26 protein-coding genes and 1 tRNA gene are annotated in these 24400 nt (G+C 64.1%); 15 read left to right on the top strand and 12 right to left on the bottom strand.

What is annotated here, in order from left to right; all coding sequences use genetic code 11:
• Positions 1–5 precede the first annotated feature (5 nt).
• Positions 6–524 carry a GcrA family cell cycle regulator gene (locus tag EHO51_RS13800; RefSeq protein WP_029651175.1) on the bottom strand — a complete coding sequence of 173 codons (519 nt, stop codon included), beginning with the start codon at positions 522–524 and terminating at the stop codon, positions 6–8.
• A 412-nt stretch (positions 525–936) separates the two neighbouring features.
• Between EHO51_RS13800 and EHO51_RS13795 the strand changes: the two genes are divergently transcribed.
• The 7 genes from EHO51_RS13795 to prfB all read left to right on the top strand — a co-directional run bounded on the left by EHO51_RS13795 (position 937) and on the right by prfB (position 8781).
• On the top strand, positions 937–2133 hold the full coding sequence (locus tag EHO51_RS13795) for an aspartate aminotransferase family protein (RefSeq protein WP_124739365.1): 1197 nt from the start codon (positions 937–939) through the stop codon (positions 2131–2133).
• Positions 2133–3077, top strand: a complete 945-nt coding sequence (gene argF, locus EHO51_RS13790) for an ornithine carbamoyltransferase (protein ID WP_124739364.1) — start codon at positions 2133–2135, stop codon at positions 3075–3077. The genes EHO51_RS13795 and argF overlap by 1 nt, the downstream gene beginning before the upstream one ends.
• On the top strand, positions 3077–4048 hold the full coding sequence (locus EHO51_RS13785; RefSeq protein ID WP_124739363.1) for an Hsp33 family molecular chaperone: 972 nt from the start codon (positions 3077–3079) through the stop codon (positions 4046–4048). Before argF ends, EHO51_RS13785 begins: the two co-directional genes overlap by 1 nt.
• A 27-nt stretch (positions 4049–4075) precedes the next feature.
• Positions 4076–4783 (top strand): fumarylacetoacetate hydrolase family protein, encoded by a 708-nt coding sequence (locus EHO51_RS13780; protein ID WP_124739362.1) that lies wholly within the window; start codon positions 4076–4078, stop codon positions 4781–4783.
• 118 nt (positions 4784–4901) lie between these two features.
• Positions 4902–6398, top strand: a complete 1497-nt coding sequence (locus tag EHO51_RS13775) for a pyridoxal phosphate-dependent decarboxylase family protein (protein ID WP_124739361.1) — start codon at positions 4902–4904, stop codon at positions 6396–6398.
• Positions 6399–6466: 68 nt separating this feature from the next.
• Positions 6467–7558: a CorA family divalent cation transporter gene (locus tag EHO51_RS13770; RefSeq protein ID WP_124739360.1), complete on the top strand. Its 1092-nt coding sequence runs from the start codon at positions 6467–6469 to the stop codon at positions 7556–7558.
• A gap of 94 nt (positions 7559–7652) precedes the next feature.
• Positions 7653–8781, top strand: a protein-coding gene (gene prfB / locus EHO51_RS13765) for a peptide chain release factor 2 (protein ID WP_124739359.1) whose coding sequence is annotated in 2 segments (ribosomal slippage) — positions 7653–7721 and positions 7723–8781 — 1128 coding nt in all. Because the reading frame shifts where the segments join, the coding sequence is not laid out codon by codon here.
• A 6-nt stretch (positions 8782–8787) separates the two neighbouring features.
• On the opposite strand, the gene EHO51_RS13760 is transcribed toward prfB, so the two are convergent.
• Both EHO51_RS13760 and EHO51_RS13755 read right to left on the bottom strand, forming a co-directional pair.
• Positions 8788–9177: a PIN domain-containing protein gene (locus tag EHO51_RS13760; RefSeq protein WP_124739358.1), complete on the bottom strand. Its 390-nt coding sequence runs from the start codon at positions 9175–9177 to the stop codon at positions 8788–8790.
• A 3-nt stretch (positions 9178–9180) separates the two neighbouring features.
• Positions 9181–9414: an antitoxin gene (locus EHO51_RS13755; RefSeq protein WP_124739357.1), complete on the bottom strand. Its 234-nt coding sequence runs from the start codon at positions 9412–9414 to the stop codon at positions 9181–9183.
• Between the two features lie 313 nt (positions 9415–9727).
• Here EHO51_RS13755 and EHO51_RS13750 point away from each other — a divergent pair.
• A tRNA-Ser gene (locus EHO51_RS13750) sits at positions 9728–9817 on the top strand.
• A 118-nt stretch (positions 9818–9935) separates the two neighbouring features.
• Here EHO51_RS13750 and EHO51_RS13745 read toward each other — a convergent pair.
• Positions 9936–10178: a hypothetical protein gene (locus tag EHO51_RS13745; protein ID WP_244471430.1), complete on the bottom strand. Its 243-nt coding sequence runs from the start codon at positions 10176–10178 to the stop codon at positions 9936–9938.
• Between the two features lie 567 nt (positions 10179–10745).
• On the opposite strand from EHO51_RS13745, the gene EHO51_RS13740 reads away from it, so the two are divergent.
• Positions 10746–11072 carry a hypothetical protein gene (locus EHO51_RS13740; RefSeq protein ID WP_124739356.1) on the top strand — a complete coding sequence of 109 codons (327 nt, stop codon included), beginning with the start codon at positions 10746–10748 and terminating at the stop codon, positions 11070–11072.
• Here the strand turns inward: EHO51_RS13740 and EHO51_RS13735 are convergent.
• On the bottom strand, positions 11048–12034 hold the full coding sequence (locus EHO51_RS13735; RefSeq protein WP_124739355.1) for an alginate O-acetyltransferase AlgX-related protein: 987 nt from the start codon (positions 12032–12034) through the stop codon (positions 11048–11050). The two genes, EHO51_RS13740 and EHO51_RS13735, sit on opposite strands and share 25 nt — an antisense overlap.
• Complete coding sequence (locus EHO51_RS13730; RefSeq protein WP_124739354.1) at positions 12031–13185, bottom strand: class I SAM-dependent methyltransferase; 1155 nt, start codon at positions 13183–13185, stop codon at positions 12031–12033. Before EHO51_RS13730 ends, EHO51_RS13735 begins: the two co-directional genes overlap by 4 nt.
• A gap of 149 nt (positions 13186–13334) precedes the next feature.
• Here EHO51_RS13730 and EHO51_RS13725 point away from each other — a divergent pair, with 149 nt between their 5' ends.
• The 3 genes from EHO51_RS13725 to EHO51_RS13715 are packed head-to-tail and all read left to right on the top strand — an operon-like array spanning position 13335 to position 15628.
• Positions 13335–13616: a hypothetical protein gene (locus EHO51_RS13725; protein WP_124739353.1), complete on the top strand. Its 282-nt coding sequence runs from the start codon at positions 13335–13337 to the stop codon at positions 13614–13616.
• A gap of 3 nt (positions 13617–13619) precedes the next feature.
• Entirely contained in the window at positions 13620–14390 is a 771-nt protein-coding gene (locus tag EHO51_RS13720; RefSeq protein WP_124739352.1) for a hypothetical protein, read from the top strand.
• Positions 14387–15628 (top strand): GSCFA domain-containing protein, encoded by a 1242-nt coding sequence (locus EHO51_RS13715; RefSeq protein WP_124739351.1) that lies wholly within the window; start codon positions 14387–14389, stop codon positions 15626–15628. Before EHO51_RS13720 ends, EHO51_RS13715 begins: the two co-directional genes overlap by 4 nt.
• 93 nt (positions 15629–15721) lie before the next feature.
• Here EHO51_RS13715 and msrA read toward each other — a convergent pair whose 3' ends face one another.
• From msrA to mutL, 3 genes are all read right to left on the bottom strand, one after another.
• Complete coding sequence (gene msrA, locus EHO51_RS13710; RefSeq protein WP_124739350.1) at positions 15722–16399, bottom strand: peptide-methionine (S)-S-oxide reductase MsrA; 678 nt, start codon at positions 16397–16399, stop codon at positions 15722–15724.
• 11 nt (positions 16400–16410) lie between these two features.
• Complete coding sequence (gene msrB, locus EHO51_RS13705) at positions 16411–16920, bottom strand: peptide-methionine (R)-S-oxide reductase MsrB (RefSeq protein WP_124740167.1); 510 nt, start codon at positions 16918–16920, stop codon at positions 16411–16413.
• Positions 16921–17015: 95 nt separating this feature from the next.
• Entirely contained in the window at positions 17016–18794 is a 1779-nt protein-coding gene (mutL, locus tag EHO51_RS13700; RefSeq protein ID WP_124739349.1) for a DNA mismatch repair endonuclease MutL, read from the bottom strand.
• Between the two features lie 142 nt (positions 18795–18936).
• On the opposite strand from mutL, the gene EHO51_RS13695 reads away from it, so the two are divergent.
• Together EHO51_RS13695 and EHO51_RS13690 are read left to right on the top strand one after the other, a co-directional pair.
• Positions 18937–19233 (top strand): type II toxin-antitoxin system RelE/ParE family toxin, encoded by a 297-nt coding sequence (locus EHO51_RS13695; protein ID WP_124739348.1) that lies wholly within the window; start codon positions 18937–18939, stop codon positions 19231–19233.
• Between the two features lie 6 nt (positions 19234–19239).
• Positions 19240–19548 carry a HigA family addiction module antitoxin gene (locus tag EHO51_RS13690; RefSeq protein WP_124739347.1) on the top strand — a complete coding sequence of 103 codons (309 nt, stop codon included), beginning with the start codon at positions 19240–19242 and terminating at the stop codon, positions 19546–19548.
• Between the two features lie 242 nt (positions 19549–19790).
• Here EHO51_RS13690 and EHO51_RS13685 read toward each other — a convergent pair whose 3' ends face one another.
• From EHO51_RS13685 to EHO51_RS13675, 3 genes are all read right to left on the bottom strand, one after another.
• Positions 19791–20255, bottom strand: a complete 465-nt coding sequence (locus EHO51_RS13685) for an NfeD family protein (protein ID WP_124739346.1) — start codon at positions 20253–20255, stop codon at positions 19791–19793.
• 3 nt (positions 20256–20258) lie between these two features.
• Entirely contained in the window at positions 20259–21248 is a 990-nt protein-coding gene (locus EHO51_RS13680) for an SPFH domain-containing protein (RefSeq protein WP_124739345.1), read from the bottom strand.
• A gap of 181 nt (positions 21249–21429) precedes the next feature.
• A complete protein-coding gene (locus EHO51_RS13675; RefSeq protein ID WP_124739344.1) occupies positions 21430–23316 on the bottom strand; it encodes an extracellular solute-binding protein in 1887 nt (628 codons plus the stop codon).
• 310 nt (positions 23317–23626) lie between these two features.
• Here EHO51_RS13675 and EHO51_RS13670 point away from each other — a divergent pair, with 310 nt between their 5' ends.
• Positions 23627–24337 (top strand): invasion associated locus B family protein, encoded by a 711-nt coding sequence (locus EHO51_RS13670; protein ID WP_124740166.1) that lies wholly within the window; start codon positions 23627–23629, stop codon positions 24335–24337.
• Positions 24338–24400: the final 63 nt, after the last annotated feature.

Raw genomic sequence — 24400 nt, 5'->3', positions numbered from 1 at the left:
GCGGTTCACGCGTAACGCTGCGCCCTGAACTGATCGCGCGCGCGGCGGCGATCTTGCGCAGGCTGATAGGCGACGCGCGCGTGATAGGCGCAGTAGGGGCCGCCGCCGATCGTCGACTTGCCGCCGCAGAAGCGGAACTCCGCCGACGTGGGGTCGCCCATCGGCCAGCGGCACATGGATTCGCGGAGCTCCATGAGCGTGACGCGCTCCGATATCGGGATCACGACCTCTTCTTCAGGCGCACGCCGCGGCGCCGCCAGCGCATGCGGCGCGAAAGCGAGCGCAAGATTGCCGTGCGACGAGACGCCGTTCATGCGCGGGTGCGTCGGGCGAGGGGCCTTGGCGACGCGCGGCCGCTGCGCGCTCGCCGTCTTGGCGCGTTCGGCGAGTCCCAGACGATGGATCTTTCCGATCACAGCGTTGCGGGTGATGCCCGGTCCAAGTTCCGCCGCCACTTGGCTGGCGCTGAGACCATCGCTCCAAAGCTTGCGGAGCAGTTCGACGCGTTCGTCGGTCCATGACATTAGGCTCTCCATTCTTTCGGGTCGAGCGCGGATCGGATGTCTTCCGACCGCTGCGCAGGTCTGAAGCCCTGCGGCGATGTGATGCGCATCAACACTCGAGAGAACACGCCCAAACGAACTACGCGGGCGCTGACTAGAAACTTTCTGTTTACTTTGAATCATGCGCGAGTCGCGCTGGCAAGCGCGCGCTGGCGTTCTCAACAGGCTTTCGGCGAGACTGTTGCCCGCAGGACTCACCCTAGCGCGGCCGCGCCAGCTGGCTTTGACGCCAATATCGAACCGCGCCATGGATTTGACCGCGTCGGGCGGCGCGCATAAAATCCCGTCCTGAACTGCCGCCCTAAACGGGCGGCGCTTTGTTTTTTTAGCCTCCTCTGGCCGGAGCCAGCGACGGGAGCATGGAGCAGGGCTTTTGACGTCAGCGCTTTATCCGACCTATCCGCGCGCCGATCTCGCATTCAAACATGGCGAAGGCGCGTGGCTGACTGCGGAAAACGGCGACCGCTATCTCGACTTCAGCGCGGGCGTCGCCGTACTGTCGCTCGGCCACAATCACCCGCATCTCGTCGAGACTTTGAAGCGCGCGGCGGAAGAGCCGTGGCATGTCTCCAATCTTTTTCGCATCCCGCAGGCCGAGCGGCTCGCGGAGCGGCTTTGCGACGCCACATTCGCCGATCTGGTCTTTTTCACCAATTCCGGCGCGGAAGCGGTCGAGTGCGCGATCAAGACGGCGCGCAAATTCCACGCGGTGAACGGACAGCCCGAGCGCTATCGGCTGATCACGTTCGAAGGCGCCTTTCATGGCCGCACGCTCGCGACGATCGCCGCGGGCGGCAACGCGAAATATCTTGATGGGTTCGGGCCGCCCGTCGAGGGCTTCGATCAGGTTCCTTTCGGCGATTTTGACGCCGTCGAGGCGGCGATCACGCAAGAAACGGCGGGCGTCCTGCTCGAACCGATTCAGGGAGAGGGCGGGCTGCGCGTCTTTTCGCCGTCGTTTCTGGCGCGGCTACGGGAGCTTTGCGACGCGCGCGGGCTGCTGCTGGCGCTGGACGAAGTCCAGTGTGGCGTCGGCCGCACCGGCAAGTTCCTCGCCTGCGAACATGCCGGCGTCACGCCCGACATCGTCGCGCTCGCCAAGGGACTGGGCGGCGGATTTCCGCTCGGCGCGTGCCTCGCGACGCGCGAGGCCGCCAAAGGCATGACGCTGGGCGCGCATGGCTCCACCTTCGGCGGCAATCCGCTGGCGACGGCGGTGGGCGGCGCCGTTCTCGACGTCGTGCTCGAAGAAGGCTTCATGGCGCGCGTCGCGCGGCTTGGCGCGCTGTTGCGCCAGCGGCTGGCGGAGCTCGAGGACCGCTTTCCGTCGCTCATCGAAGAAATCCGCGGCGAAGGGCTGATGTTCGGCCTCAAGATGCGGATACCGAATGGCGATTTCGCCGCCGCCGCCCGCGCCGAAGGCCTGTTGACGGTGCTCGCCGGCGACAACGTCGTGCGCCTTCTGCCGCCGCTCATCATTGACGAAAGCGACGTCGCGGCCGCGGCCTCGCGCCTTGGCGCGGCATGCGCCCGGCTCGCCGCGCCTATTGAAAAGCTCGGAGCTGCGTGATGACCGCCCATTCGCTGACGCGGCCGCGCAGCTTCCTCGATCTTTCCGATCACTCGGGCGAAGAGCTGCGCCGCATTCTTAATCTCGCCAAGTCGCTCAAAGCGCGCCGCGTCAAAGGCGTCGAGGCGGCCGAACGACCGCTCGTCGGCAAATATCTCGGCATGGTGTTCGATAAGCCGTCCACTCGCACGCGCGTCTCCTTCGACATTGCGATGCGCGAACTCGGCGGCGAGACGATCATGCTGACCGGCGCTGAAATGCAGCTTGGCCGCGGCGAGACCATCGCCGATACGGCGCGCGTGCTCGCGCGGTTTCTCGACGCGATCATGGTGCGCATTCTTTCGCATCCGGATCTTATGGAGCTGGCGCGTTATGGCAATCTGCCGGTCATCAATGGACTCACCAAACAGTCGCATCCCTGTCAGGTGATGGCGGACGTTATGACCTTCGAGGAACATCTCGGTCCGATTGAAGGGCGCACGGTCGCCTGGAGCGGCGATGCCAATAATGTGCTTGCAAGCTGGGTGCATGCCGCCGGCCGCCTGGGCTTCACGATCAATGTGGCGACGCCGGCGGACTTTGCGCCCTCGGAAGATCTGGTCAGCTGGGCGAAAGCCAATGGCGCGAAGATGAATCTGACGCGCGACGCCTATGAGGCGGTGGACGGCGCCGACGCCGTCATCACGGACTGCTGGGTGTCGATGGGCGACGCGGACGAGGACCAACGCCGCGCCGCGCTCGCGCCCTATCAGGTCGACTCGAAACTGATGCGGGCGGCCGCGAAAAATGCCGTCTTCATGCATTGTCTGCCCGCGCATCGCGGCGAGGAAGTCACCGCGGAAGTGATCGACGGGCCGCAGTCGGTGGTCTTCGACGAAGCCGAGAACCGCCTTCACGCCCAAAAAGGGGTGCTGTGCTGGTGTCTCGCGCCGGGGCAGTTCTGATGCCGCAAGGCGGGGGCTCGGCGCCGAGCCGGCCAGTCGCGCTCCATTCCGAGGATGACCGGGTGCTGCCCTTCGCGGTCGAAGCGCTCGACCTGCGCGGCCGCGTCGTGCGTCTCGGCCCCACGGTCGATGCCATCCTGAGTCATTACGCCTACCCGCCGCAGGTCGCGCGACTGCTCGGCGAGGCGGTGGCGCTCGCCGCGCTGCTCGGCTCGATTTTGGAATCGCATGGCCGCTTCCAGCTGCAGACGCGCAGCGACGGTCCCGTCGATATGCTCGTCGTCGACTATGATGCGCCGGGGAAGCTGCGCGGCTTCGCCCGCTTCGACGCTGAGCGCGTCGCCCAAATACGCGACGCTTCGCCGGGGGCGCTGTTCGGACGCGGTCATCTGGCGCTCACCATCGAACGCGAGGAAGACGCCGCGCGCTACCAGGGCGTCGTGCCACTGGAGGGCGAGAGTCTCGCCGAAGCCGCGCATATCTATTTCCGGCAATCGGAGCAGATCCCGTCCTTCGTCAGACTGGCCGTCGCCGAAATTGTCACGCCGCAAGGCGCGAGCTGGCGCGCGGGCGGACTGCTGCTGCAATATTTGCCGCCCGGAGGCGCGCGCGCCCGCGACCTTCCGCCCGGCGACGCGCCGGACGGGGCGGAGGAGCCTTCCGAGGACGACAGCGACCATTGGACCGAAGGCCAGGCGCTCGCGGCGACTCTCGAAGACCACGAACTCGTCGACCCGGCGCTGTCGAGCGAGCGCCTGCTCTATCGCCTTTTCCATGAGCGCGGCGTCAAGGTTTTCACCGAACGCGCGCTTGAGGAATTCTGCCGCTGTTCGAACGAGCGCATCGACAAGCTCCTGAGGAGCTTCTCGCCGCAAGAGCGCAGCGATATGATTGGCGACGACGGCCGCATCGGAGTCACCTGCGAATTCTGCGGCACGCTGCGCAGCTTCAATCCCGCCGATTTCGACTGATCAGCCGCCAAGCGCGAAGCCAATAGAATGTCCGCTGAGTTTATCTTTCAGCCGCCGCCCTTTCCAAGCGTCGCCATCGCGCAAGACGCGCGCCGATTTCCCGTGCGGCGGATCTTCTGCATTGCGCTGAACTATGCCGCCCACGCCCGGGAAATGGGAAAGGACCCCGCCAAGGGCGGGGCCGCGGAGCCGCCGGTGTTCTTCTCCAAGCCTGCCGACGCGGTGGTCGAAAGCGGCGCGACGATTCCCTATCCGACGCTGACGCATAATCTTCACCACGAGATCGAGCTGGTCGCGGCGCTGGGCGCGGGGGGCGCCGATATTCCGGCGGCGCGGGCGCTCGACTGCGTCTTCGGCTATGCCGCCGGCATCGACCTGACGCGGCGCGACCTACAGACGGCGGCGCGCGGCGCCGGACGGCCGTGGGACATGTCAAAAGGCTTCGACCATTCCGCGCCCATCGGCGCGATCACCCCCGTCGCCGCCATCGGCCATCCGACGCGGGGGCGCATCGCGCTCTCCGTCAATGGCGTGCTTCGACAGGCGGGCGACCTTGGCGATCTGATCTGGAGCGTGCCGGAAATCATCGCGGCGCTGTCGCGAAATGTCGCGCTTGCGCCCGGCGATCTCATCTTCACCGGCACGCCATCGGGCGTTGGACCGCTCCTTCCCGGCGACGTCGTTGACGGCGAGGTCGAACATGTCGGCTCTGTGGCCATAAGCATCGGAAAATAAGCCAGGTTGCGCCGGGTAGGGAAACCCGGCTATTTGCACAAGCGTGAAACGCCTTCGCGCGATCTTTCGCAACCGTGGTTGCGCCTCCACCGAGCCGCCGGCGCGCGAGGCCCTGGACATGCCGGTTAATCTCGACCCCGAAAACTGGGACGAATTTCGCGCCGAGAGCCATCGGGCGCTCGACATGATGCTCGACCATCTGCGCGATCTTCGGGAGCGCCCCGTCTGGACCGAGCCAAGCGAAGAGGCGCGGGCGCGCTTCAAACGCGATCTTCCGCAAGAGGGCCGCGACCTCTCCGCCGTGCTCGAGGATTTCGACCGCTACATCATGCCGTTCGCGACCGGCAACACCCATCCGATGTTCATGGGCTGGGCCCAGGGCGCAGGCACGCCAGCCGGCATGATCGCGGAAATGCTCGCCGCCGGCATGAATTCGAACTGCGGCGGTCGCAATCACATCGCCATCGATGTCGAGCGCCAGATCGCCGCCTGGATGGCGCAGGCCTTCGGCTTTCCATCCGACGCGAGCGGCATTTTCGTCACCGGAACCTCGATCGCCAACTTCCTGTGCCTGCTGGTCGCGCGCGACCAAGCCTATGGCGACAAGGATGTTCGGCTTAACGGGCTCTGTGCGCTTCCCGGCCAGCTCATCGCCTATGCGTCGCGCGAAGCGCATAATTGCGTGCGCCAGGCGATGGAGCTTGCCGGCCTTGGGGCGCGGCATCTGCGCCTCATTCCTTCGGACGAGCGGCGCGCGATGAAAGTGCGCGATCTTCGCCGCGCCATCGCCGCCGACCGCGCGGCGGGCTTCAGGCCGTTTCTGATCGTCGGCACGGCGGGCACGGTCGACACCGGCGCGATCGATCCGCTCGACCGGCTCGCCGACGTCGCGCACACCGAGGACCTGTGGTTCCATGTCGATGGGGCCTTCGGCGCGCTGGCGGCGCTCTCGCCGGCGCTCAAGCCTTTGGTCAAGGGATTGGAGCGCGCCGACAGCGTCGCCTTCGACTTCCATAAATGGCTGCACGTCCCCTATGACGCCGGCTTCTTTCTGGTGCGCGACAAGGCGGCCCATAAGCGCGCCTTCGCGGCCAACGCCGCCTATCTGACGCGTGCGCCGCGCGGCCTCGCGGCGGGCGACACCTGGCCTTGCGATCTCGGCCCCGACCTGTCGCGCAGCTTTCGCGCGCTCAAGACCTGGTTCACCATCGAAACCTTCGGCGCCAAGCGTTTGGGCCAATGCATCGAGCAGACCTGCCGCATGGCGGAGCGGCTCGAGGCGTGGATCGCGCAATCGGACGCCTTCGCGCTGCGCGCGCCGGTGACGCTCAACATCGTCTGCTTCGGCGTCAAGGACGATGAGGATGGTTCGCTGGCGCGCGAAATCGTCATGGAGCTGCATGAGCGCGGCGAGGCGGCGCCGTCGCTGACGATCCTCGACGGGGTTCCGGCGATCCGCGCGGCGATCATCAACCACCGAACCGAAGCGCGCGACATCGACGCCTTCACCGAGTTTCTCGACGCCGCGCTTCGGCGCGCCCGCAAGGAGCCGCATGATTTCGGCGCGCTGATCGAACCGCATGGACCGGGCAAGACCCGGCTCTCCGAAGATTGACGCCGCGCTTGTCGTAAGTCTGTTATCAATCGTCCCATTCTCTTAGCGCCTTCCCCACGAGCGCCGCCATGAGCATAGATCGCCTCGCACAAGCGCCGCGCGCCGACATTCCCGGGTGTCTTTGGTTCGTGCGGTTCAACCGCGCGGGCGAAGCCGAGCCCGGAACCGCCGAGGATTTCGTAAATATCAGCGCGCCGCGCGAGGGATTCTTGTGGCTGCACATGGATCTCGCCGACGTGCGCACGCGCCCGCTGCTGGCGCGCATCGCGGCGCTTTCCGAAGACGCGCGCGATTCGCTGTGCGATCCCGTCGACCATCAGCATCTCGAATATTCAGAAGGGATGGTCAGCGGCGCGCTGCTCGACTATGAGCGCGATCTCGGCGGCCCGACCTCGCGCACCGACTTTGTCCGCTTCGCCGCTGGCGCAAGCTTTTTCATCAGCGCGCGACGGCTGCCGATGGATAGCGTCGAGGCGGCGCACATCGCCATCAATCGCGGCGCGCGTCTCACCTCGCCGATTGATCTGTTCGAAATGCTGACGGATGCGTTGATCGACGGGCTGGCGCGTAAGGCCGCCGAACTCGGCGCGGCGTTCGATCGCGTCGAGGACCGCATCATCGATCAGCGCGGCCGCCAGGCGCGGCCGGCGCTCAGCGCCGCGCGGCGCGACGCGGTGCGTTTGGCGCGCCAGATCAGCGGCCTGTCGTCGACGGTGGCGCGCCTCGAAACGATTGAGGAGGAGGCCGACGAACAGCGGGACAATGATCTGCGCGACGCCGCGGCAAGGCTCATTCAACACGCCGGCGCGCTGACTCAGGATGTCACGAGCCTTCAGGAGCGCGCCCGTCTCCTGCAAGACGAACTCAACGCCATCCTCAGTCTTGAGACCAACGACCGGCTCTATGCTTTGACGGTGACGACGATGCTGCTGCTGCCGGCGACCTTCGTCACCGGCTATTTCGGCATGAACACCAAGAATCTGCTGTTCGCGGAGGACGAGAACGGCACATTTTACGCGACGATTCTCTGCGTCCTGGCCTCGGCGACGGCGCTTTTCCTGATGCGCCGCTGGGGCCTCGCCGGCGCGCCGGAGAGCGAGGACCAGCGTCCGGCCGCGCCGGAGCGTCGGGACGACCGGCCGGCGGACAGGAGTTTTTGACGTTGGCGTCGTGAGTTGCGGGTTTACAGGCGCGCGCGCGCCGCCTAATTTCCGCGCCGAATGGGGCGAAGCCCTCCGAAAACCCGGGAAATCCATGCGCGCCGAACCGCTTGCGCTGAAAGCCGACATCGAGCAGTCCATCGGACTGCTGAGGAGGCATCTTTGACGTCGACGCCTCGCAACGGCGCCTCGCCGAACTGAACGTCCGGGCGGAAGATCCCGCGCTCTGGAACGATCCCGAAGCCGCGCAAAAACTCATGCGCGAGCGCACCCAGCTCGAAGAGCAGGTGGGGGCGCTCTCGAGCCTCGAGCGCGAGCTCGAAGACGCGCTGACGCTTGTCGAGCTTGGCGAGTCCGAGGACGACGCGGCGACCGAAAAAGAGGGCGTCGAAGCGCTTAAAAGCATCTTGAAGCAGGCGCGCGCGCGCCAGACCGAGGCGCTGTTCGCCGGCGAAGCCGACGCCAATGACACCTATATCGAGGTTCATTCCGGCGCCGGCGGCACCGAGAGCCAGGATTGGGCGCGCATGCTGTTTCGCATGTATGCGCGCTGGGGCGAGCGCCACAAATTTCACGTCGAAGTGATCGAGGAGACGCCGGGCGAAGAGGCCGGCATCAAGTCGGGCACGCTGCTCGTCAAGGGACACAACGCCCATGGCTGGGCGAAGACCGAGTCCGGCGTGCATCGGCTGGTGCGGATTTCGCCCTTCGACTCGAACGCCCGCCGCCATACGAGCTTCGCCTCGGTCTGGGTCTATCCGGTGGTCGATGATCGGATCGACGTGAACGTCAATGAGTCCGACTGTCGTATAGACACGTATAGATCGTCGGGCGCGGGCGGCCAGCACGTCAATACGACCGACTCGGCAATCCGCATCACCCATATTCCGACCGGCATCGTCGTCGCCTGTCAGGCGGAGCGTTCGCAGCACAAGAACCGCGCCACCGCCTGGAACATGCTGCGCGCGCGGCTCTACGAGCTGGAGCTGGAAAAGCGCGAGGCCGAGGCCAACAAGACTGCGGCCTCAAGGACCGAGATCGGCTGGGGCCATCAGATCCGCAGCTATGTGCTGCAGCCCTATCAGCTGGTGAAGGATCTGCGCTCCGGCTTCACGTCGGGGACGCCCTCCGACGTTCTCGACGGCGAGCTCGACGACTTCATGCAGGCCTCTCTGGCGCAGCGCATATACGGCGGTCCGGAAAGCGTCGAGGACGTCGAGTAGCTGCGCTCACGCCCATTTCTCGACCGTCAGTCCGGGGATATCGTCGAAATCCTCGGTGTTCGCGGCGACGAGCGTGAGGTTGAGATCGAGCGCCTGCGCGGCGATCATTCGATCGAGCATGCGGCGGCGTTTCGGATCGAGCTTGCGCAGCAGCGCGCCATAGGCGTCGGCGGCGCCGCGGTCGAAGGGCAGCACATCCAAATTTTCGGCGAGCAGCGCGATATTCTCCGCGAGCCGTCCGTTATTTTCGGCGGCGGCGGCGCCAAGCGTTTCTGCGAGACTGATCGCCGAGAGCGCCACGTCGCCGATTTCGAGGGCGGAGAGCCGATCGAGCACGCCGGAAAGGCCAAGCGCCGCGGCGATGACGATGTTGGTGTCGAGGAGGTAGCGCGCCATGCGCTAGCGGGGGTCGAACAGCCGCTTCGGCGGCTTGAATTCGGGGCGCGCGATGGTATGTGGCGGCGCGGCTTTGAGGCGCGCGACGAGTTCGGCCATATCGAGCCGCGCTGGCGTCACCACGAGACTCCCGCCTTGCCGCCGCACGACGACTTCGGCGCCTTCATCAAACGCGATCCCGCGCGGCAGCCGAACCGCGAGACTATTGCCAGATTTGAAAATGCGCGTGGAGCTCATGACATCAGTCTGCCAAGGAGCTCATGTTCTGTCAATCTCAGTATATACGCTGGGTTTCACCGCCGCCCTTCTGAAAGCCATAAGGCCTCGTTGAGGCCCGCTAGCACCGATCGATGGCTGCCGGGCGACCTGCGCGCCAGGGCCGACTCGATTCCACCTCGATTGCCAAGAGGTAGGCTCAGCGCGACCACATTTGCGTCCCCGAAAGCACGAATCGACCGGGCTGACGAAACTTAGTTTCATCATGCACACGGCGCGCGCTTGATCCCTCGGGCGAGCGCGTGCTATCTGCGACGCGCCACGCATGAGCCGCGGAGAGGTGGCTGAGTGGTTGAAAGCACCGCACTCGAAATGCGGCATACGGGCAACCGTATCGGGGGTTCAAATCCCTCCCTCTCCGCCAGACACACCGGTCATCAGTTGAGCGCGGCCGAAGGGTTCGAGCAAACGCGGATCGCTTCCACGCCCCGAAAAGACGCGAGAACTGCCGCGCTCTCGTGTCCTGTACGAATACCCCTTTCTCAGCCGCAGACGTAGCTCAACTCGCTATTTTTGATTTGAGCGGCGAGCCATGCGGCGCCTTTTTTTCTGTGCGTTTCAACCATGTCGGACGCGCGGCTGAGATCGGACTCCGAGAGTGAGATATCGCATGCCTTTTCGATCTGGCGGCTGATTTCTGCTTTACGCGCAGCGGGGGTCCGCTGCGAAAGAACCGCGTTTACGGCGGAGACAGTCGGCGGCTTTGCGATGGCGAGCGACGACATCGCAGTGAACGCGCAACATGTGAAGATGACGATCTTTCGCATTCGATTTTCCTCGTTAAAGGCGCTTTTTCGCCCAATCGCCGGTAGTAGCGCCCATGATCTAGATCCACCGCCGGACGAGAAGACACATCGTTGATTTGGTCGTTCTGGGGGGAGTTTTAGAGATTGGTTCTTGCTTTGGATTAGCAAGCGTCGCGGAAGAAGAGCGCAGAATTTAAAACTTGCTTTACAGCGGAGGTTGCAAAAAGAGCTACAGCAAAACGTCGGGCCACCGCTTAGATCGTCTCGAGGACGGCCGGGTTTGCAGACGATGAAAGCGCTTTATGCCGCTGTTTTATTTTCGTTTGGGCGGCGAGACGTCCGCACCCGTTGCAGATGTTCTTGCCGCGCGCGGCGCGCCTTCGTATTTTATAGGCCAGACGCTGCCGGGCGCCGTCATGGCGAAATGTCCAATCCGCTTCGTCACAGGGGAGTGGTCGATGCGGTTTTTCCATCGTCAAGGACTGAGGAACGCTAGGCAATGACGCGCGGGGATATTTGCTGCATTGCTGACGCCAGGCCTGACGAATGACTCGAAAATTCAACGGCGGCGAGTTTGAAGCCCTAAGGGCGCTGCTGCTGGCCCTCGAGGACGTCCAGCGCTCGCCTCCGGAGCCGATCTTCGTCGCCGTCGGCGAACTCGCGCAGATTCTGCACAGGTCGCGGCCAGAGATCATCGCGGGGCTCGACACGCTCGCCGGCCTGAATTTCATCGAAGGTCCCGGCGTCTATCGCGAGCGCGACTGGCTGTTTCGCCGCCTGACGCGCCGCGGCGCGGCCCTGGCCGATTTGATCCGCGACCCCGTCGATTGGAAACGAGCGCTCGACGCCTATGCGCCATTCTTCGCGCGTTGACCCCAGTTGGCCCGCACGCGCCGCCACCGGGCTACGGCCTCCCGGCGTCGCGCCTTGATCAGCTGCGCAAGCTCTGTGCGCCGCAGATTGAAGCGGTCGTTCGGCGCAAGCGCCATGTAGCGCTCGGCGATTTCGGTGATGACGATATCGGGCTTCAGGCGCTTGACCAGCCGCCAATCGACATTGGCTGACCAGACAAAGACGAGTTCGCGTGCCGTTTCGGCGAGCTGCGCCGTCAGACGGTCAGACCCGACGCCGGCGAAGGAATCGCCGAAAAGCAAAATCCGCACGTCATTCGGCGCCGCGTCGTTCCTGTAGATCGCATGCGCGCCGACATGGATGTCGCCGCCGTGAACGGGATCTTCGAGGATGCGCACGACCGCATTGGCGTAAACGCGTTGCGCGCCGGCGATCCAATCGATTTCGCGAATCTGCTCCCAGCGCGGCGGATCGAATTTGCCGCCGAGATCCATGATTTTATGAATCGTGTTGCAGGGCCGGTTCGCGAGTTCCGCATTCGGCGTCAGCTGCAGCGCCTCGCACAAGAGGCGATAGGCGAGCAGACTGCCGTCCGGCGTCCAATGCGTGTCGCTGCGCCAGTAGAGTTCGACCTCGTCGCGCCGCTCGCGCATAGGCCAAACGAGATCGACCCATCCGGCCGTGCATGCGGCGCCTTCGAAGAGCTGTTGCAGGCGGATCGCTGGCGCGAGATCGACATTGACGAGCGGCGTCGCTTGTTTGTGCCCGTAGATCGTCAGCTTTTCCGGTGCGACGAGATGGGCGTAGGCGACGCCGAGTCCGTCGCAACGATGCTTTCGCTCAATGATGGCGTCCCGCCATCGGCGCAGGTTGACGTCCGGCAGATGGCCGCCGTCGCGCTCATAGAGCGTGGTGACGAAATTCGTTCCGCCCGTGAGGAACAGCCATCCGTCGTGACCTTCGTGAACGATGAGTTCGGTCACGGCGCTGACGTTGTGATGGGGTTCGCCGTGGAGTCCGGCGCGGGCTTGCGCGCGTAAAGGATCGTCGCGGCGGCGAGTTCGAAAAGTTTCTCGCGAGTCAATTCCCGCGCCCATGGCTTTTCGAGCAGCGGGCCGGGATAGGCGATCAGATCTTCGACGCGCGTGCGCAGGAATTGTTTGCGGGCGCGGGGCGAAAGACCTTGCGACCAGGAGCGCAGCTGCCAGGCGATCGCCCAGATCGGGTGCGTCGGATTGGTGACCTCCTGCCGTTCGATGGTCAAATGCTCCTCGAAAAGCGTGCGCAGTCCTTCATGCGTCATATTGAAATAGTGATGCGGATAGCCGTGCAGCGGCTGCAGGAAGGGCACGCAGCACTTGAGCCATCCGCCCGGCTTGAGCACGCGCGCGATTTCCGCGGCGCAGCGAAACGGATCCTTCACATGCTCCAAGACCGCGATCGAGATGACGCCGTCGAAGGCGTCATCCTTGAAGGGCAGCCGATGCGCCAGGCCGACCACATCGGTCGTTGCATAATCCATCATCTCGAAGTTGACGACATTGCTGTAATAGACTGGACGGTAGCCCGCGCCGACGTCGAGGATCAAGCCGTCGGCGTGGCGCTCGATCAGCTCGACTGTTTCATCGTCATAGCCGTTCTCGCTGATCGGCATATCCTCGGCGGCGTCTTGCGCCTGAAGCGAGGGTTCATCCGAAAACACGAATTTGCCCGAACCCGACAGCGGCGCTTCCGGGTCGAGCAGCAGCGGTCGCACCGCGCTGAGCTTTCGTGCGCGAATGGCAGGGATGTCGCTCATACGCAGCTGACGCCGTCCCTGGGCGCGACCGAGCTGATCGAAATGCGCGCGGCCTGAGACGAGCTGGCCGAGTTCGATCGCCTGTCGCACGTCCGGGTTCGCCGCCAGATAGCGCGCCTCGTCGAAATTCTCTGGCGTCGCGGGCTCGTCATCGGCGACCTTCTGCCGGCGGCCCTCAATATGGCCGAATTTTTTGAAATGCCGCCAGCCCGAGCCGATTTTGCCGAGGCGAACGGCCTCGGCGACGTCGGGGTTGACGGCGAGATAGGCCTTTTCGTCAAAGGTTTGCGGCGTCGGCGTCTCTTGCAGCGCCGCCGACTGAAAGGGATTATTCATGCAGACGGCGAAATGATACTCAATAGCCACCTCCGCGGGATTGTTAGCACAAGCGGCAGTACAGGAAAACACGCGATCTGCTTTTCAATCGATGCGCTTCGTGGCGAGGTAGGGGCGATGATGTGATCAAAAGAGTTTCCAAAACCACTATGCAGTCCGGTGAACGTGAGATCGCTCACGCGGGCGAGGCGCCAATCGTGGTCGAGGCGTTCTATCGCTACGGCTACAGGGGTCGCTCAATGCTCGCCATTCGCGCCCCCTTCGCGATGGGCGCGGACGGCGCCGACATCATTGGGCGCGCCATCGAAACGGGCGCGCGCCATTATGTCGTGGTCTCAATCGCGCGCCAGACCTCTGGGCCGATTCATCCAGGCGAACCGCTCGGCGTCGAGCTGCGCGCCAGTGACGCATGTGAAGACTCATCGGGCTGAAGAATGACCAAGATTTTGGGGCTTGGGCACAGTCATATCGTGGCGATCGCCAAAGGCTGTTACGAGCTGCAGCACGAGGGCTTTCGGCTTGGCGGCGCGCCGCTCCTTTCGCGATTCCTCTATCTCTATGATCCCGAGATAACGCCGACCTTAGCGGAGGAGGGCTCAGGTTCGCGCCTCAATGCCCGCCTTCGCCAAATCATCGACGAGGAGCGGCCGGATGGCGTCGTATTGTCGGTTGGCGGCAATGAGCATATCGCTCTTTCAGTGACGCAGCCCAAAGAGCGCTTCGACTTTATTCTCGGCGCGGAGCCGGAGCTTGATCTCGAGCAGGGGGCCGAGGTGCTGCCCGAAGCCGCCATTCGCGAGACTTTGCGGGAAAAAATGGCGCCAACGCTTACAACCATCGAAGCGATAAGAAACGAAACGGCTGCGCCGATCGTTTGCCTTGAGCCCCCGCCGCCCTTTCCAAATTCGCGCATCTTGGAATGTCCGCAAGAGTTTTTTCGTAAATCATTCGATCCAAAAAAACTGTCGGGCGAGATGTTTCGCTATAAAATGTGGCGTACGCAGTCTGCGCTTTATCGTGAAGTTTGCGCGCGCGCAGGCATTCTTTTTGCGGCCGTTCCGATGGAGTTCATCGCGCCGTCGGGCGTGCTGGCGGAGGTTGTTTGGGGCGCCGACGCCTCCCACGCGAACGCGCTCTTTGGCCGACGCATGATCCAAAGCGCCGCAGAGCTGATCGAGCCGCGGCTGAGTGATGGACGGCAATGAAGACGCATCCCTATTCGAAACGCCCCGACTACGCCCTGTGGCGCCGCGCGGTCGCGGATGTCGCGCCCGGCGAACTCGATCCCGTCGTGGAGGCGCCTTTCCGGCTCGGCCTTCGTGAAAAAATCGCAACCGCCGGGAGCTGTTTCGCTCAACACATCGGCCGCTATTTGAAGTCGAGCGGCTGCAATTATCTCATCACCGAGTCGCCGCATTGCTTCATCGGTCAACAGGCCGCCGACGCGCTCAATTACGGACTCTACACGGCGCGCTACGGCAATATCTACACGAGCCGCCAGCTGCTGCAGCTTTTCGATCGCGCCTATGGGCGGTTCACGCCAAAGGAAAACTACTGGCCGGAAGACGCCGCGCATGTGATCGACCCGTTTCGGCCGCAAATTCAGCCCGGCGGATTCAACTCGGTCCGCGAACTCGATTATGATCGCGAACGTCATTTCGAAGCCGTGCGCCGGGCGTTCGAGACGCTCGACGTCTTTGTGTTCACGCTCGGACTGACAGAACTCTGGCGTTCGCGCGAGGATGGCGCGGCGTTTCCGCTCTGCCCGGGCGTTGCGGGCGGCGATTACTCTCCCGCGCGACACGAATTCGTCAACCTTGGCGTCGATGACGTCGTCGCCGACATGACCGCCTTCATCGCGCGTCTGCGCGCCGTCAATCCTGGCGCGCGGGTGATTTTGACCGTTTCGCCCGTGCCGCTCGTCGCCACCGCCGAGCCGCGTCATGTGCTGATCTCCACGATGTATTCGAAGTCGGCGCTGCGCGTCGCCTGCGATATGCTTTCGCGCGCGCTCGGTCAGGTCGCCTATTTTCCTTCTTATGAAATTGTCGCCGGCGGCTATGCGCCGACCGATTATTTCGCGCCAGACAGGCGCAGCGTCACGCAGGAGGGCGTGGCGCATGTTATGCGCGTGTTTGAACGGCACTTCATCAAGCGCAACGCCGCCGGCGAAGCCTTGCGCGGGGCGCTGCGCGCGTTTGCCCCGGCGCGCGCGGCCTCGGCCGAAGATCCGATCGCCGCCGCGATGCGCCTCATGTGCGACGAGGAAGCCCTATCCCTGGAGCCAATCGAAGCGTCGTCGAGCGACGCCGAACAGGTGGAAGTGGAGCCGGCGCCGCAGAACGAGTCAGGAAAAGAATTTGCCGCGCAAGAACCGCTCGCCGATGAGACCGAGCGTGAGGCTAATGCCGCCGACCCTCAGAATCATGGACTTGTTGATTAGCTCGACATCATAGCTCGTAGGGTAAGCGGAGCGCATCGCGAACCCGTGGCCGCCTGAGTGCGCCGCGGCAACTCGGGCTCGCGTCTTGGCGGATCAGTTGGTCAGCGCCGGACTTTCACGATAGAGCGTCGGAAAAAGGCGCTTGAGATCTTCGATTTTCGGCAAGTCGTTATAGACGATGTAAGGTTGCGCAGGATGGCGCACCAGATAATCCTGATGATAGGGCTCCGCCGGATAGAACGCCTTCAGCGGTTCGAGCGTGGTGACGATCGGCGCCGAAAGGACCTTTGCCTTTGAAAGCTGCGCGATATAGTCGCGCGCGGTTTTGTCCTGGTCGGCGTTCGCCACGAAAATCGCCGAACGATATTGCGCGCCTGCGTCAGGACCCTGGCGGTTAAGCTGCGTCGGATCATGCGCGACGGAAAAATAGACGCGCAGCAGTTCTCCAAGACTGACGGTCTTCGGATCGTAAGTGACTTCGACTGACTCCGCGTGACCGGTGTCGCCTTGCGAAACCTTTTCGTAGCGCGCCGTCTCCTTGGCGCCGCCGGCATAGCCGGATACGGCGCGCGAGACGCCTTTCACGCGCTGAAACACGCCCTGCACGCCCCAAAAGCAGCCGCCGGCGAGGACGAGCTTTTGTTCGCCGCCGTTCGTGACGACGGGATCGTAAGCGGGAGCTGGCAGAACGACAGCGTGTTCAGCGGCGCTGGCGTGCAAAGAAACCAGCATGATCAGCACGGCGACGAGAACAGCGGCGGTGGATCTCATGGCGATATCTCCTACGCTTGTCCGCGCCCGACGAAGCGCAGCGCGACGCCATTCATGCAGTAACGCAGGCCCGTCGGCTTTGGACCGTCGGTGAACACATGGCCAAGATGCGCGTCGCAGCGCTTACAGGAGACCGCGACGCGTCTCATGCCGAACGACGTGTCGGCGCTCTCAAGGACATTCGCCTTGGAAATCGGCGCGAAGAAGCTCGGCCAGCCTGTGCCTGAGTCATATTTGGTTTTGGAGTCGAACAGCGCCGTATCGCAGCAGACGCATCGATAGCTTCCGTCCGCGTGATTATCCCAGTTGGGCCCGGAGAAGGCGCGCTCCGTGCCGTCCTTGCGTGTAACGTCGAAGGCGAGCGGCGAGAGTTGCGCGCGCCATTCGGCATCGGTCTTGACGATTTTTTCGACGCGCGAAAGACCGAGGCTCTTGCCGTTCGGGTCGAATGTTTCGATCTCGACCATTTCGGGGGCGGCATGCGCCTTCCGAGCGAACGCCAGAAAAACGGCGCCAGACATGAGGCTGCGACGATTCAAGATCAGCTCCTGCGTTCTCACTCTGTCTATTCGCGCGGGGTCAGGCAAAGGTTACGCCGTCGCAGAGACTTTCTGACTCACCTGCGCCCGAAAAGCTTTTCGATGTCGGCGAGCTTCAGCTCAATATAGGTGGGCCGGCCGTGATTGCATTGAGCGGCCCCGGGCGTCGTCTCCATCTCGCGCAGCAGCGCATTCATCTCGGGCGCCGAAAGCCGCCTGCCGGCCCGCACGGAATGATGGCAGGCGCAGGTCGCGAGCACGTGATCGAGCCTGCGCGACAGTCCGCGCGCGTCGCCTTCCTCCGCCAAGATGTCGGCGATGTCCTCCACGAGACGCTTGCAGTCCACCTCGCCGAGCAGCGCCGGGGTCTCGCGCACCAGCACGGCGCCGGGGCCGAAAGGCTCGAGCGAGAGACCAAGCGCCGCAAGTTCGTTCAGGGCCGGCGCAAGCGCATTCATGCGTGACTCGTCGAGTTCAACCACCGCGGGGATCAGCAGCATCTGTCGCGCGACGCCGGCCTGCTCGCGCTGGCGTTTGAGCTTCTCATAGACGATGCGCTCATGCGCCGCGTGCTGGTCGACGATGACGAGACCGTCGCGCGTTTGGGCGATGATGTAGGTTTCGTGCAGCTGCGCGCGCGCCGCGCCGAGCGGCGCCTCGGGCTCCTGCGCCGGCGCGTCATGCGCGCGCGCATCGGCCATCGGCGCGCCGGCCTCAAAAGCCGCTTGTGGCTGGTCTTCGAAGCCGGCGGGCGCGTAAGGCGAGCGCGGCAGGCTCCAGTTCGCCGGCGCCGGCGCGCGATATTGGGCGCCGTTGCCGCGCGCCAAAGCGTCGATCGCCGCGCGCGCGCGCGTATCGGCGCTGCGATGGCTCTTCTCGGCAAGCGCCTGCTTCAACGCGCCGACGACGAGGCCGCGCACCAGCCCCGGATCGGCGAAGCGCACTTCCGCTTTTGCCGGATGCACATTGACGTCGACGCTGCGCGGATCGCATTCGATGAAGAGCGCGACGACGGGATGGCGGTCGGAACTTAAGTAATCGAGATAGGCGGCGCGAATGGCGCCGGCGAAGAGCTTGTCGCGCACCGGCCTTCCATTGACATAGACATATTGCAGCTGGGCGTTGCCGCGACTGTAGGTCGGCAGGCCGGCAATGCCCGAAAGGCGCACGCCTTCGCGCTCGGCGTCCAGCCGAAACGCGTTGGCGGCGAATTCTTCGCCAAGAATCTGGAAGATGCGCCGCGCGGAATCGTCGCCGCAGGCGGAATAGTCGAAGAGCGCGCCGCTGTCGGCGGACAGCGAGAACCGCGCCTGCGGATGGGCCATGGCGAGTCGCTTGACCACGTCGACGATCGCCGCCGTCTCGGTGCGCTCGGTTTTGAGGAACTTGAGCCGCGCCGGCGTCGCGGCGAACAGCGCGCGCGCTTCGATCTTGGTGCCGCGCGGCCAGTTCGAGGCCGAGAGTCCGCGCTTCTCGCCGGCCTCGACCCGGATCGAAAAGCCGTGCGGGGCGCCCATCACCCGGGTGTCGATCGTCAGGTCCGCGACCGCGGCGATCGAGGGCAGCGCCTCGCCGCGAAAGCCAAGCGTCGCGATGCTGGTCAGATCGCCGTCGGGGATTTTCGACGTCGCATGGCGCTCGATGGCGAGGGCCAGGTCGCGCTCGTCCATGCCGCTGCCGTCGTCGATGACGCGGATGAGGCTTTTGCCGCCCCGTTCGACCGCGACGTCGATGCGCGTCGCGCCGGCGTCAAGCGCGTTCTCGACCAGCTCCTTGACGGCGGACGCCGGGCGCTCGACCACTTCGCCGGCGGCGATGCGATCGACGAGGATGGGATCGAGACGGCGAACGGGCATAATTTGAAAGCGCCTTAAGGGAACGCGGATCTGGAGGTTACACCTGTTCGGGAGGATTTGCCCGGCTCGCACAGGCTGGAAGTTCAGCTTGCACGTTGTACCGTGAGGCGGTACACTGACCCACCTCGGCGAGGTCGTCGGAATGATCGTGAGTTTTCGGGATGACTGGCTGCGCAATTTTTTCGTCGACGACCTTCGGTCAAAGAAAATTCCTCCCGAACTTGATGGCCGTCTTTTTCGAAAGATTCAGATGATCGACGATGCGACGACGGATCAGGATCTGCGTGTTCCGCCCAGCAATCATTTCGAAAAGCTCCGCGGTGCGCTCGAAGGTTTACATTCAATCCGGGTCAATAAGCAGTGGCGGCTGATCTTCGAATGGAACGGCGCGACGGGAGAAGCGAAGGCCCTTTATCTCGATGATCACAGCTATGATTGAGGCGACATGCTGACAACGAAACGCAAGCCGGCGAGCGTCGGCGAGATCCTTACTGAAGAGTTCATGATCCCTTCGAGGCTCACGCAGGTCGCATTGGCGGACGCCATGGGCGTTCAGCGCAAACACGTCAATGAACTCTGTAATGATCGGCGAGCTGTCACCGCGCCGACGGCGCTTATTCTCGCGCGGGTTTTTGGCAACAGCCCGGAGTTTTGGCTGAACGTGCAGCGCCGCAGCGATTTGTGGGAGGCGATGCACTCGCCCAAGGAGCGCGAGCGTATCGCCCGCGCCAAGCCGCTCAAATCTGTGGCCTGATACGGTCTGTTTAAACGGCTCGGATGTCATTCCCGACGCGCGCGCAAAGCGCGCGATCGGGAATCCAGAGCAAGACCAGTGTTCTTGGATTGGCTCTGGATTTCCCGGTCAGGCCTTCGGCCTGCCGGGAATGACAGGGTCCAGAGCGAACGGATCAGCCGGAGCGGGTATGAACCTCTCCATGCCGCTCGCGACTGTCAACGCGAACATCGCGCTCCGAAGGACGACATCTCCCCTCCACTTCAGGAGCGCGGCGCCAGCACCAGCGCCAGATTCTCCACCGCCACCACCCGCGCCCGCGCGCCGGGCGCAAGGCTCTCGACGGCCGAGTCTTGCGCAAGCCGCGCCTGCCATTCGACGCCGGACCAGAACACGACGCCATGGGTTTTCGTCACTACATGCGTCGTCGTCAGTTCGCGGCCGATCAGATCGCTGCTCTTATCTTCTTCGACGTCGGCGTTTTGAAACCGCTGCAGCGGTTTCCTGCCGACGATGGCGATCAAGAGGCCAGCGCCGGCGACGATCGCCGCGGTTTCGACGAGCGATGGCCGCCAGCCGGTCGCATAGAGAACCGCGCTGGTCAGCAGCGCGCCCACCGCGACGAACATCACTGGCGACAGGCCGATCACGACGATGTCGAGTCCGAGCAGAATCAGGCCGGCGATCAGGCTCGCATTGGCGGGATCGTAGAGGAAGGCGGTCTCCATCTTTTATTCCGCTTCCCGCCAGGGCTGCGCGCGGCGCTGCGCCTCGCTGGGCGCAGGGCTGGCGTTGACGGCCTTGAGCACCGCCATCGCCTTGGCGATCCAGCCGGCGGGGTCGGCGCCGTCGCCCATCAGCACCAGCGAATTGCCGGCCTTGGCGAGGCGGCCATATTGCTCGATGGCGCTTTTGGCGACTTCGAGCTGCACCGCCTGATCGCCGCCGACCTGGGTGATTTGCGTGCGCACCAGCTCGATCGCCTTCGCCTGGCCTTCGGCGCGCAGAATCGCCGCCTGCTTCTCGCCTTCGGCGCGGTTGATCTCGGATTGTTTCACGCCTTCCGATTCGAGCACCGTCGCCCGCTTGTCGCGCTCGGCCTTCATCTGCCGCTCCATCGACTGGCGCAGCGATTCGGGCATGGCGATGTCCTTGATCTCATAGCGCGTGACATGCGCGCCCCAGAGCTGCGCCGCGTCTGACACTGCGCGCACGACGCGCTCGTTGATCTCGCTTCGGTTCTCGAAGGTCTTGTCGAGCTCCATCGAGCCGATGGCCGAGCGCATCGAGGTCTGCGCCAGATTGATGATGGCGCGGCGGATGTCCTGCGCGCCATAGGCGGCGTCCTTGGCGTTGACGATCTTATAATAGAGAACGCCGTCGATGGTGACAGTGGCGTTGTCCTTGGTGATCGCGTCCTGTTCCGGCACGTCGATCACCTGTTCGCGCAGATCGAAGGTGTAAGCCACCCGCTCGACGATCGGCCAGACGAAATTGACGCCGGCGGTCAGCGATCGGTTGTAACGGCCCAGCCGCTCGATGACGAGCACGGTCTGCTGGCGCACGAAGCGCACCATCGTCGACAGAGCCAGCAGCGCGACATAGGCGAACCAGAACAGCGGATTTTGGAAGAGGCCGATCGGCAGGCCGAGGTTGAAGGATCGGTCGATGATCAAGAGGCCGATGGCGGCGGCGCCGACGACAAAAAGTGCGAAACCCATGGAATGAACCCTCCGCGACAGGCGCGTTGAGAGAATGTTATCGAGCGACAGGGACACGGGCGCTCCTATTCATGCCGCAGGGGGTAGAGACCTTCCCGCGAAGGCGAGCCCTGGGCGCCCATCGACGTCTAGCGCGCCAGACCCGCCGAAAACGTGCGCCGGCGCATGTCTGCTGCGATGCTCAGCGCTGTCTCCACCAGCTCTCGAGCGTCGGACTGAACATCGGCGATGCATAGCGCGGCAATCGCGCCGGGCGCGCAATGTCGGTCGAATGCGCGAGCCATTGGTCGGACGCATGATACAGCGGCACGACGTAGAAGCCGGATAGCAGCACACGGTCGTACGCGCGCACCGCGGTGATGAAATCGTCGTGGCTGGTCGCGGCCAGCAGGGCGGCGATGAGCGCGTCGATCGCGGGCGAAGCGGCGCCGGCGAGGTTGAACGAAGCTTCCTGGTTCGCGCTCGAAGACCCCCAGCGCATGCGCTGCTCGTTGCCGGGCGAGGCCGAGGCGAGCCATTGGCCGAGCATCATGTCGAAATCGAACTTCTGCCGTCGGCGCTGATATTGCACCTCGTCGACGAGTCGCACGCGGGCGTCGACCCCGATGCGCTGCAGCGAGCCGGCATAGTTGAGCGCAAGCCGCTCCTGATTTCGGTCCTTGACCATGATCTCGAAGGAGACAGGCTCGCCGTCCTTGCGCAACACGCCGTTTTCGATGCGGTAGCCGGCGCTCTCGAGCAGATCCAGCGCGCGCTTGGCCATCTCGCGGTCGCGGCCTGACCCGTCATTGACGGGCGGCCGCCAGCGGCCTTCCAGAATGTCTTCGCGCACCGCGTCCGGAAACGGCGCCAGCAAGGCGCGCTCCCCGGGGGACGCCGGGCGGCCGGAGGAGGACAATTCGGATTCATCGAAGAAGCTTTTGGTGCGGGTGTAGAGGCCGGCGTAGAGATTCGCGTTGACCCATTCGAAGTCGAACATCATGCCGAGCGCTTCGCGCAGGCGGATGTCCTTGAACAGGGGACGGCGCGTATTGAAGACGAACCCCTCCATGCCTTTGGGATTTTCGTTTTTCAGCGTCTCCTTCACCACGCGTCCGTCGGTGAGCGCCGGGAAGTCGTAGCCGCTCGCCCAGCGGGTTGTGCTGGTTTCGTCGCGATAGTCGAGCAGGCCCGCCTTGAAGGCTTCGAAGAGCGAATTGCCGTCGCGGAAATATTGGATGTCGATCTCGTCGAAATTGTAGAATCCGCGCTGGCTCGGCAGGTCGGCGCCCCAATAGTCCTCATTGCGGCGCAGCAACAGGCGCGCGCCGACTTGCGCGTCTGCGATCACATAGGGGCCGGAGCCGACGGGCTTGGCGAGCGTCGCTTCGGAAAAGCGCTCGACGTCGGTCGCGTGTTTGGGCAGCACCGGCATGATCGCGAGAATGAGCGGCAGCTCCCGGTCGCCGACGCCTGAGAGGTCGTAACGCACGGTATGCGCGTCCGGCGCGTCGATCGATTTGACCAGCCCATAGGCGATGCGCTGCTGCGGCCGTCCCTTCGTCTTTAAGAGATCGAACGAGAACAGCACGTCTTCGGCGGTGATCGGCTTGCCGTCGGAAAAGCGCGCGCGCGGGTCGAGGTGGAAAGTCACCTGCGAACGCGCCGGATCGATGTCGATCGAGCGCGCGATCAGGCCATAGAGGGTGAAGGGTTCGTCTTGCGAGCGGGCCATCAGGCCTTGAAAGACATTGCCGACAAGCCCCTGCGCCGCGGTTCCCGACTTGAGATTGAACGGGTTGAGGCTGTCGAAGGTGCCGGCGAGGCCGACGCGAAGTTTGCCGCCCTTCTTCGCTTCCGGCTCGGCGTAAGGGAAGTGATGGAAATCGCTTGGCAAAGCGGGCGCGCCGTGCATGGCGATCCCATGCGTCGGGCAGGGCGCTTCGACCGCTCGAGGGGTCGGGGCCGCGCCCGAGGCGGGCGCGGCAATAAGGAGCGAGAGGGCGAAGCTGAGCGCGCGGCGCCCCCGCGTTCGCTGTTCAGCGCCGCCGCTGGAGGGGCGTCTTGCAGGAATGGGGCGAATCTTCATCGGCGGACCATAATCCAACGTCCCGCCGCAAGAAGCGAGTCGCGCTTAAAGTTTCCGCCATTTTTTCGCGATAGTTGTGGGCAAAAAGCGCCCACGCCAAGCATTGAGCGCTCCGTCCGGCTGGAATTTACTGCCGCGACCATGTAAGAGCGGTGCCGTCGCCTCGTCGGCGTCTCGCGATCGCGCTGGAACACGGGCTGGTCAAGTTCCATGGCGCTGTGGCGCGAAGGCGGCTCCCGTTATGACGCGATCTCGAAACTATCCGGAGCCGGAGAGCGCCGGCCAGCAGGACAATCGAAAGGAACTTCCGATGTCGACCCATATCTCGCGTTCTTGCGCGATCGCCCTTGCGGGAGCGTTGCTGTTCGTCGGCGGCGGCGCATTGGCTCAGCAGGCGCCCGCGGCCGGCGCAGCGCAGCAGCAACAGCAGCCTCAGGGGCCGATTGCCGCCGAACTCGTGGCTGTCCAGCCAGACTGGACCAAAGTTTGCGGCGCCGATCCCCAGACCAAAAAGGAAATGTGCTACACGACCCGCGACTTCGGCGTGTCGGCGAAGGAGGGCGAGGCGCCCCAGCCGCTGCTCGCGCTGGCGATCTACGATCCCAAGGGCGACGATCAGAAGATCATCCGTCTGCTGCTGCCGCCGGGCCTCATGCTGAAACCCGGCTTCCGCTTTTCGATCGATAAGGGAGCGCCGGAAAGCGGCGCGTTCGAAATCTGCTTCCCCAATGGCTGCTTCGCCGAGGCGAAGGTCAAGAAGGCGGTCGTCGACGGCATGAAGAAGGCCGAAAAGATGACCGTGGTCGTTAAGAATCAGGCCAACGGCGAGGTCACCTTCTATCTGCCGCTCGCCAATTTCGGCAAAGCCTTCGACGGCCCGGCCGTCGACCCGAAGGTTCTCGAAGAGCAGCAAAAGAAGCTGCAGGAAGAGCTGCAGAAAAAGGCCGAGGAAGAGCGCAAGAAGCTCGAGGCCCAGAAGGGCGCCGCCACGTCGCCCGCGCCGGCCGCTTCCAAGAAGTAAGGGTTGTAAAAACCCCGAGAGTAAGACCCGCGTGGGACATTGTCCCCGCGGGTTTTTTTACGG

This window comes from Methylocystis rosea (assembly GCF_003855495.1).
Lineage (GTDB): Bacteria > Pseudomonadota > Alphaproteobacteria > Rhizobiales > Beijerinckiaceae > Methylocystis > Methylocystis rosea_A.
Note: the sequence above shows the minus strand (reverse complement) of the source record. Positions and strands in the feature narration are given on the sequence as shown.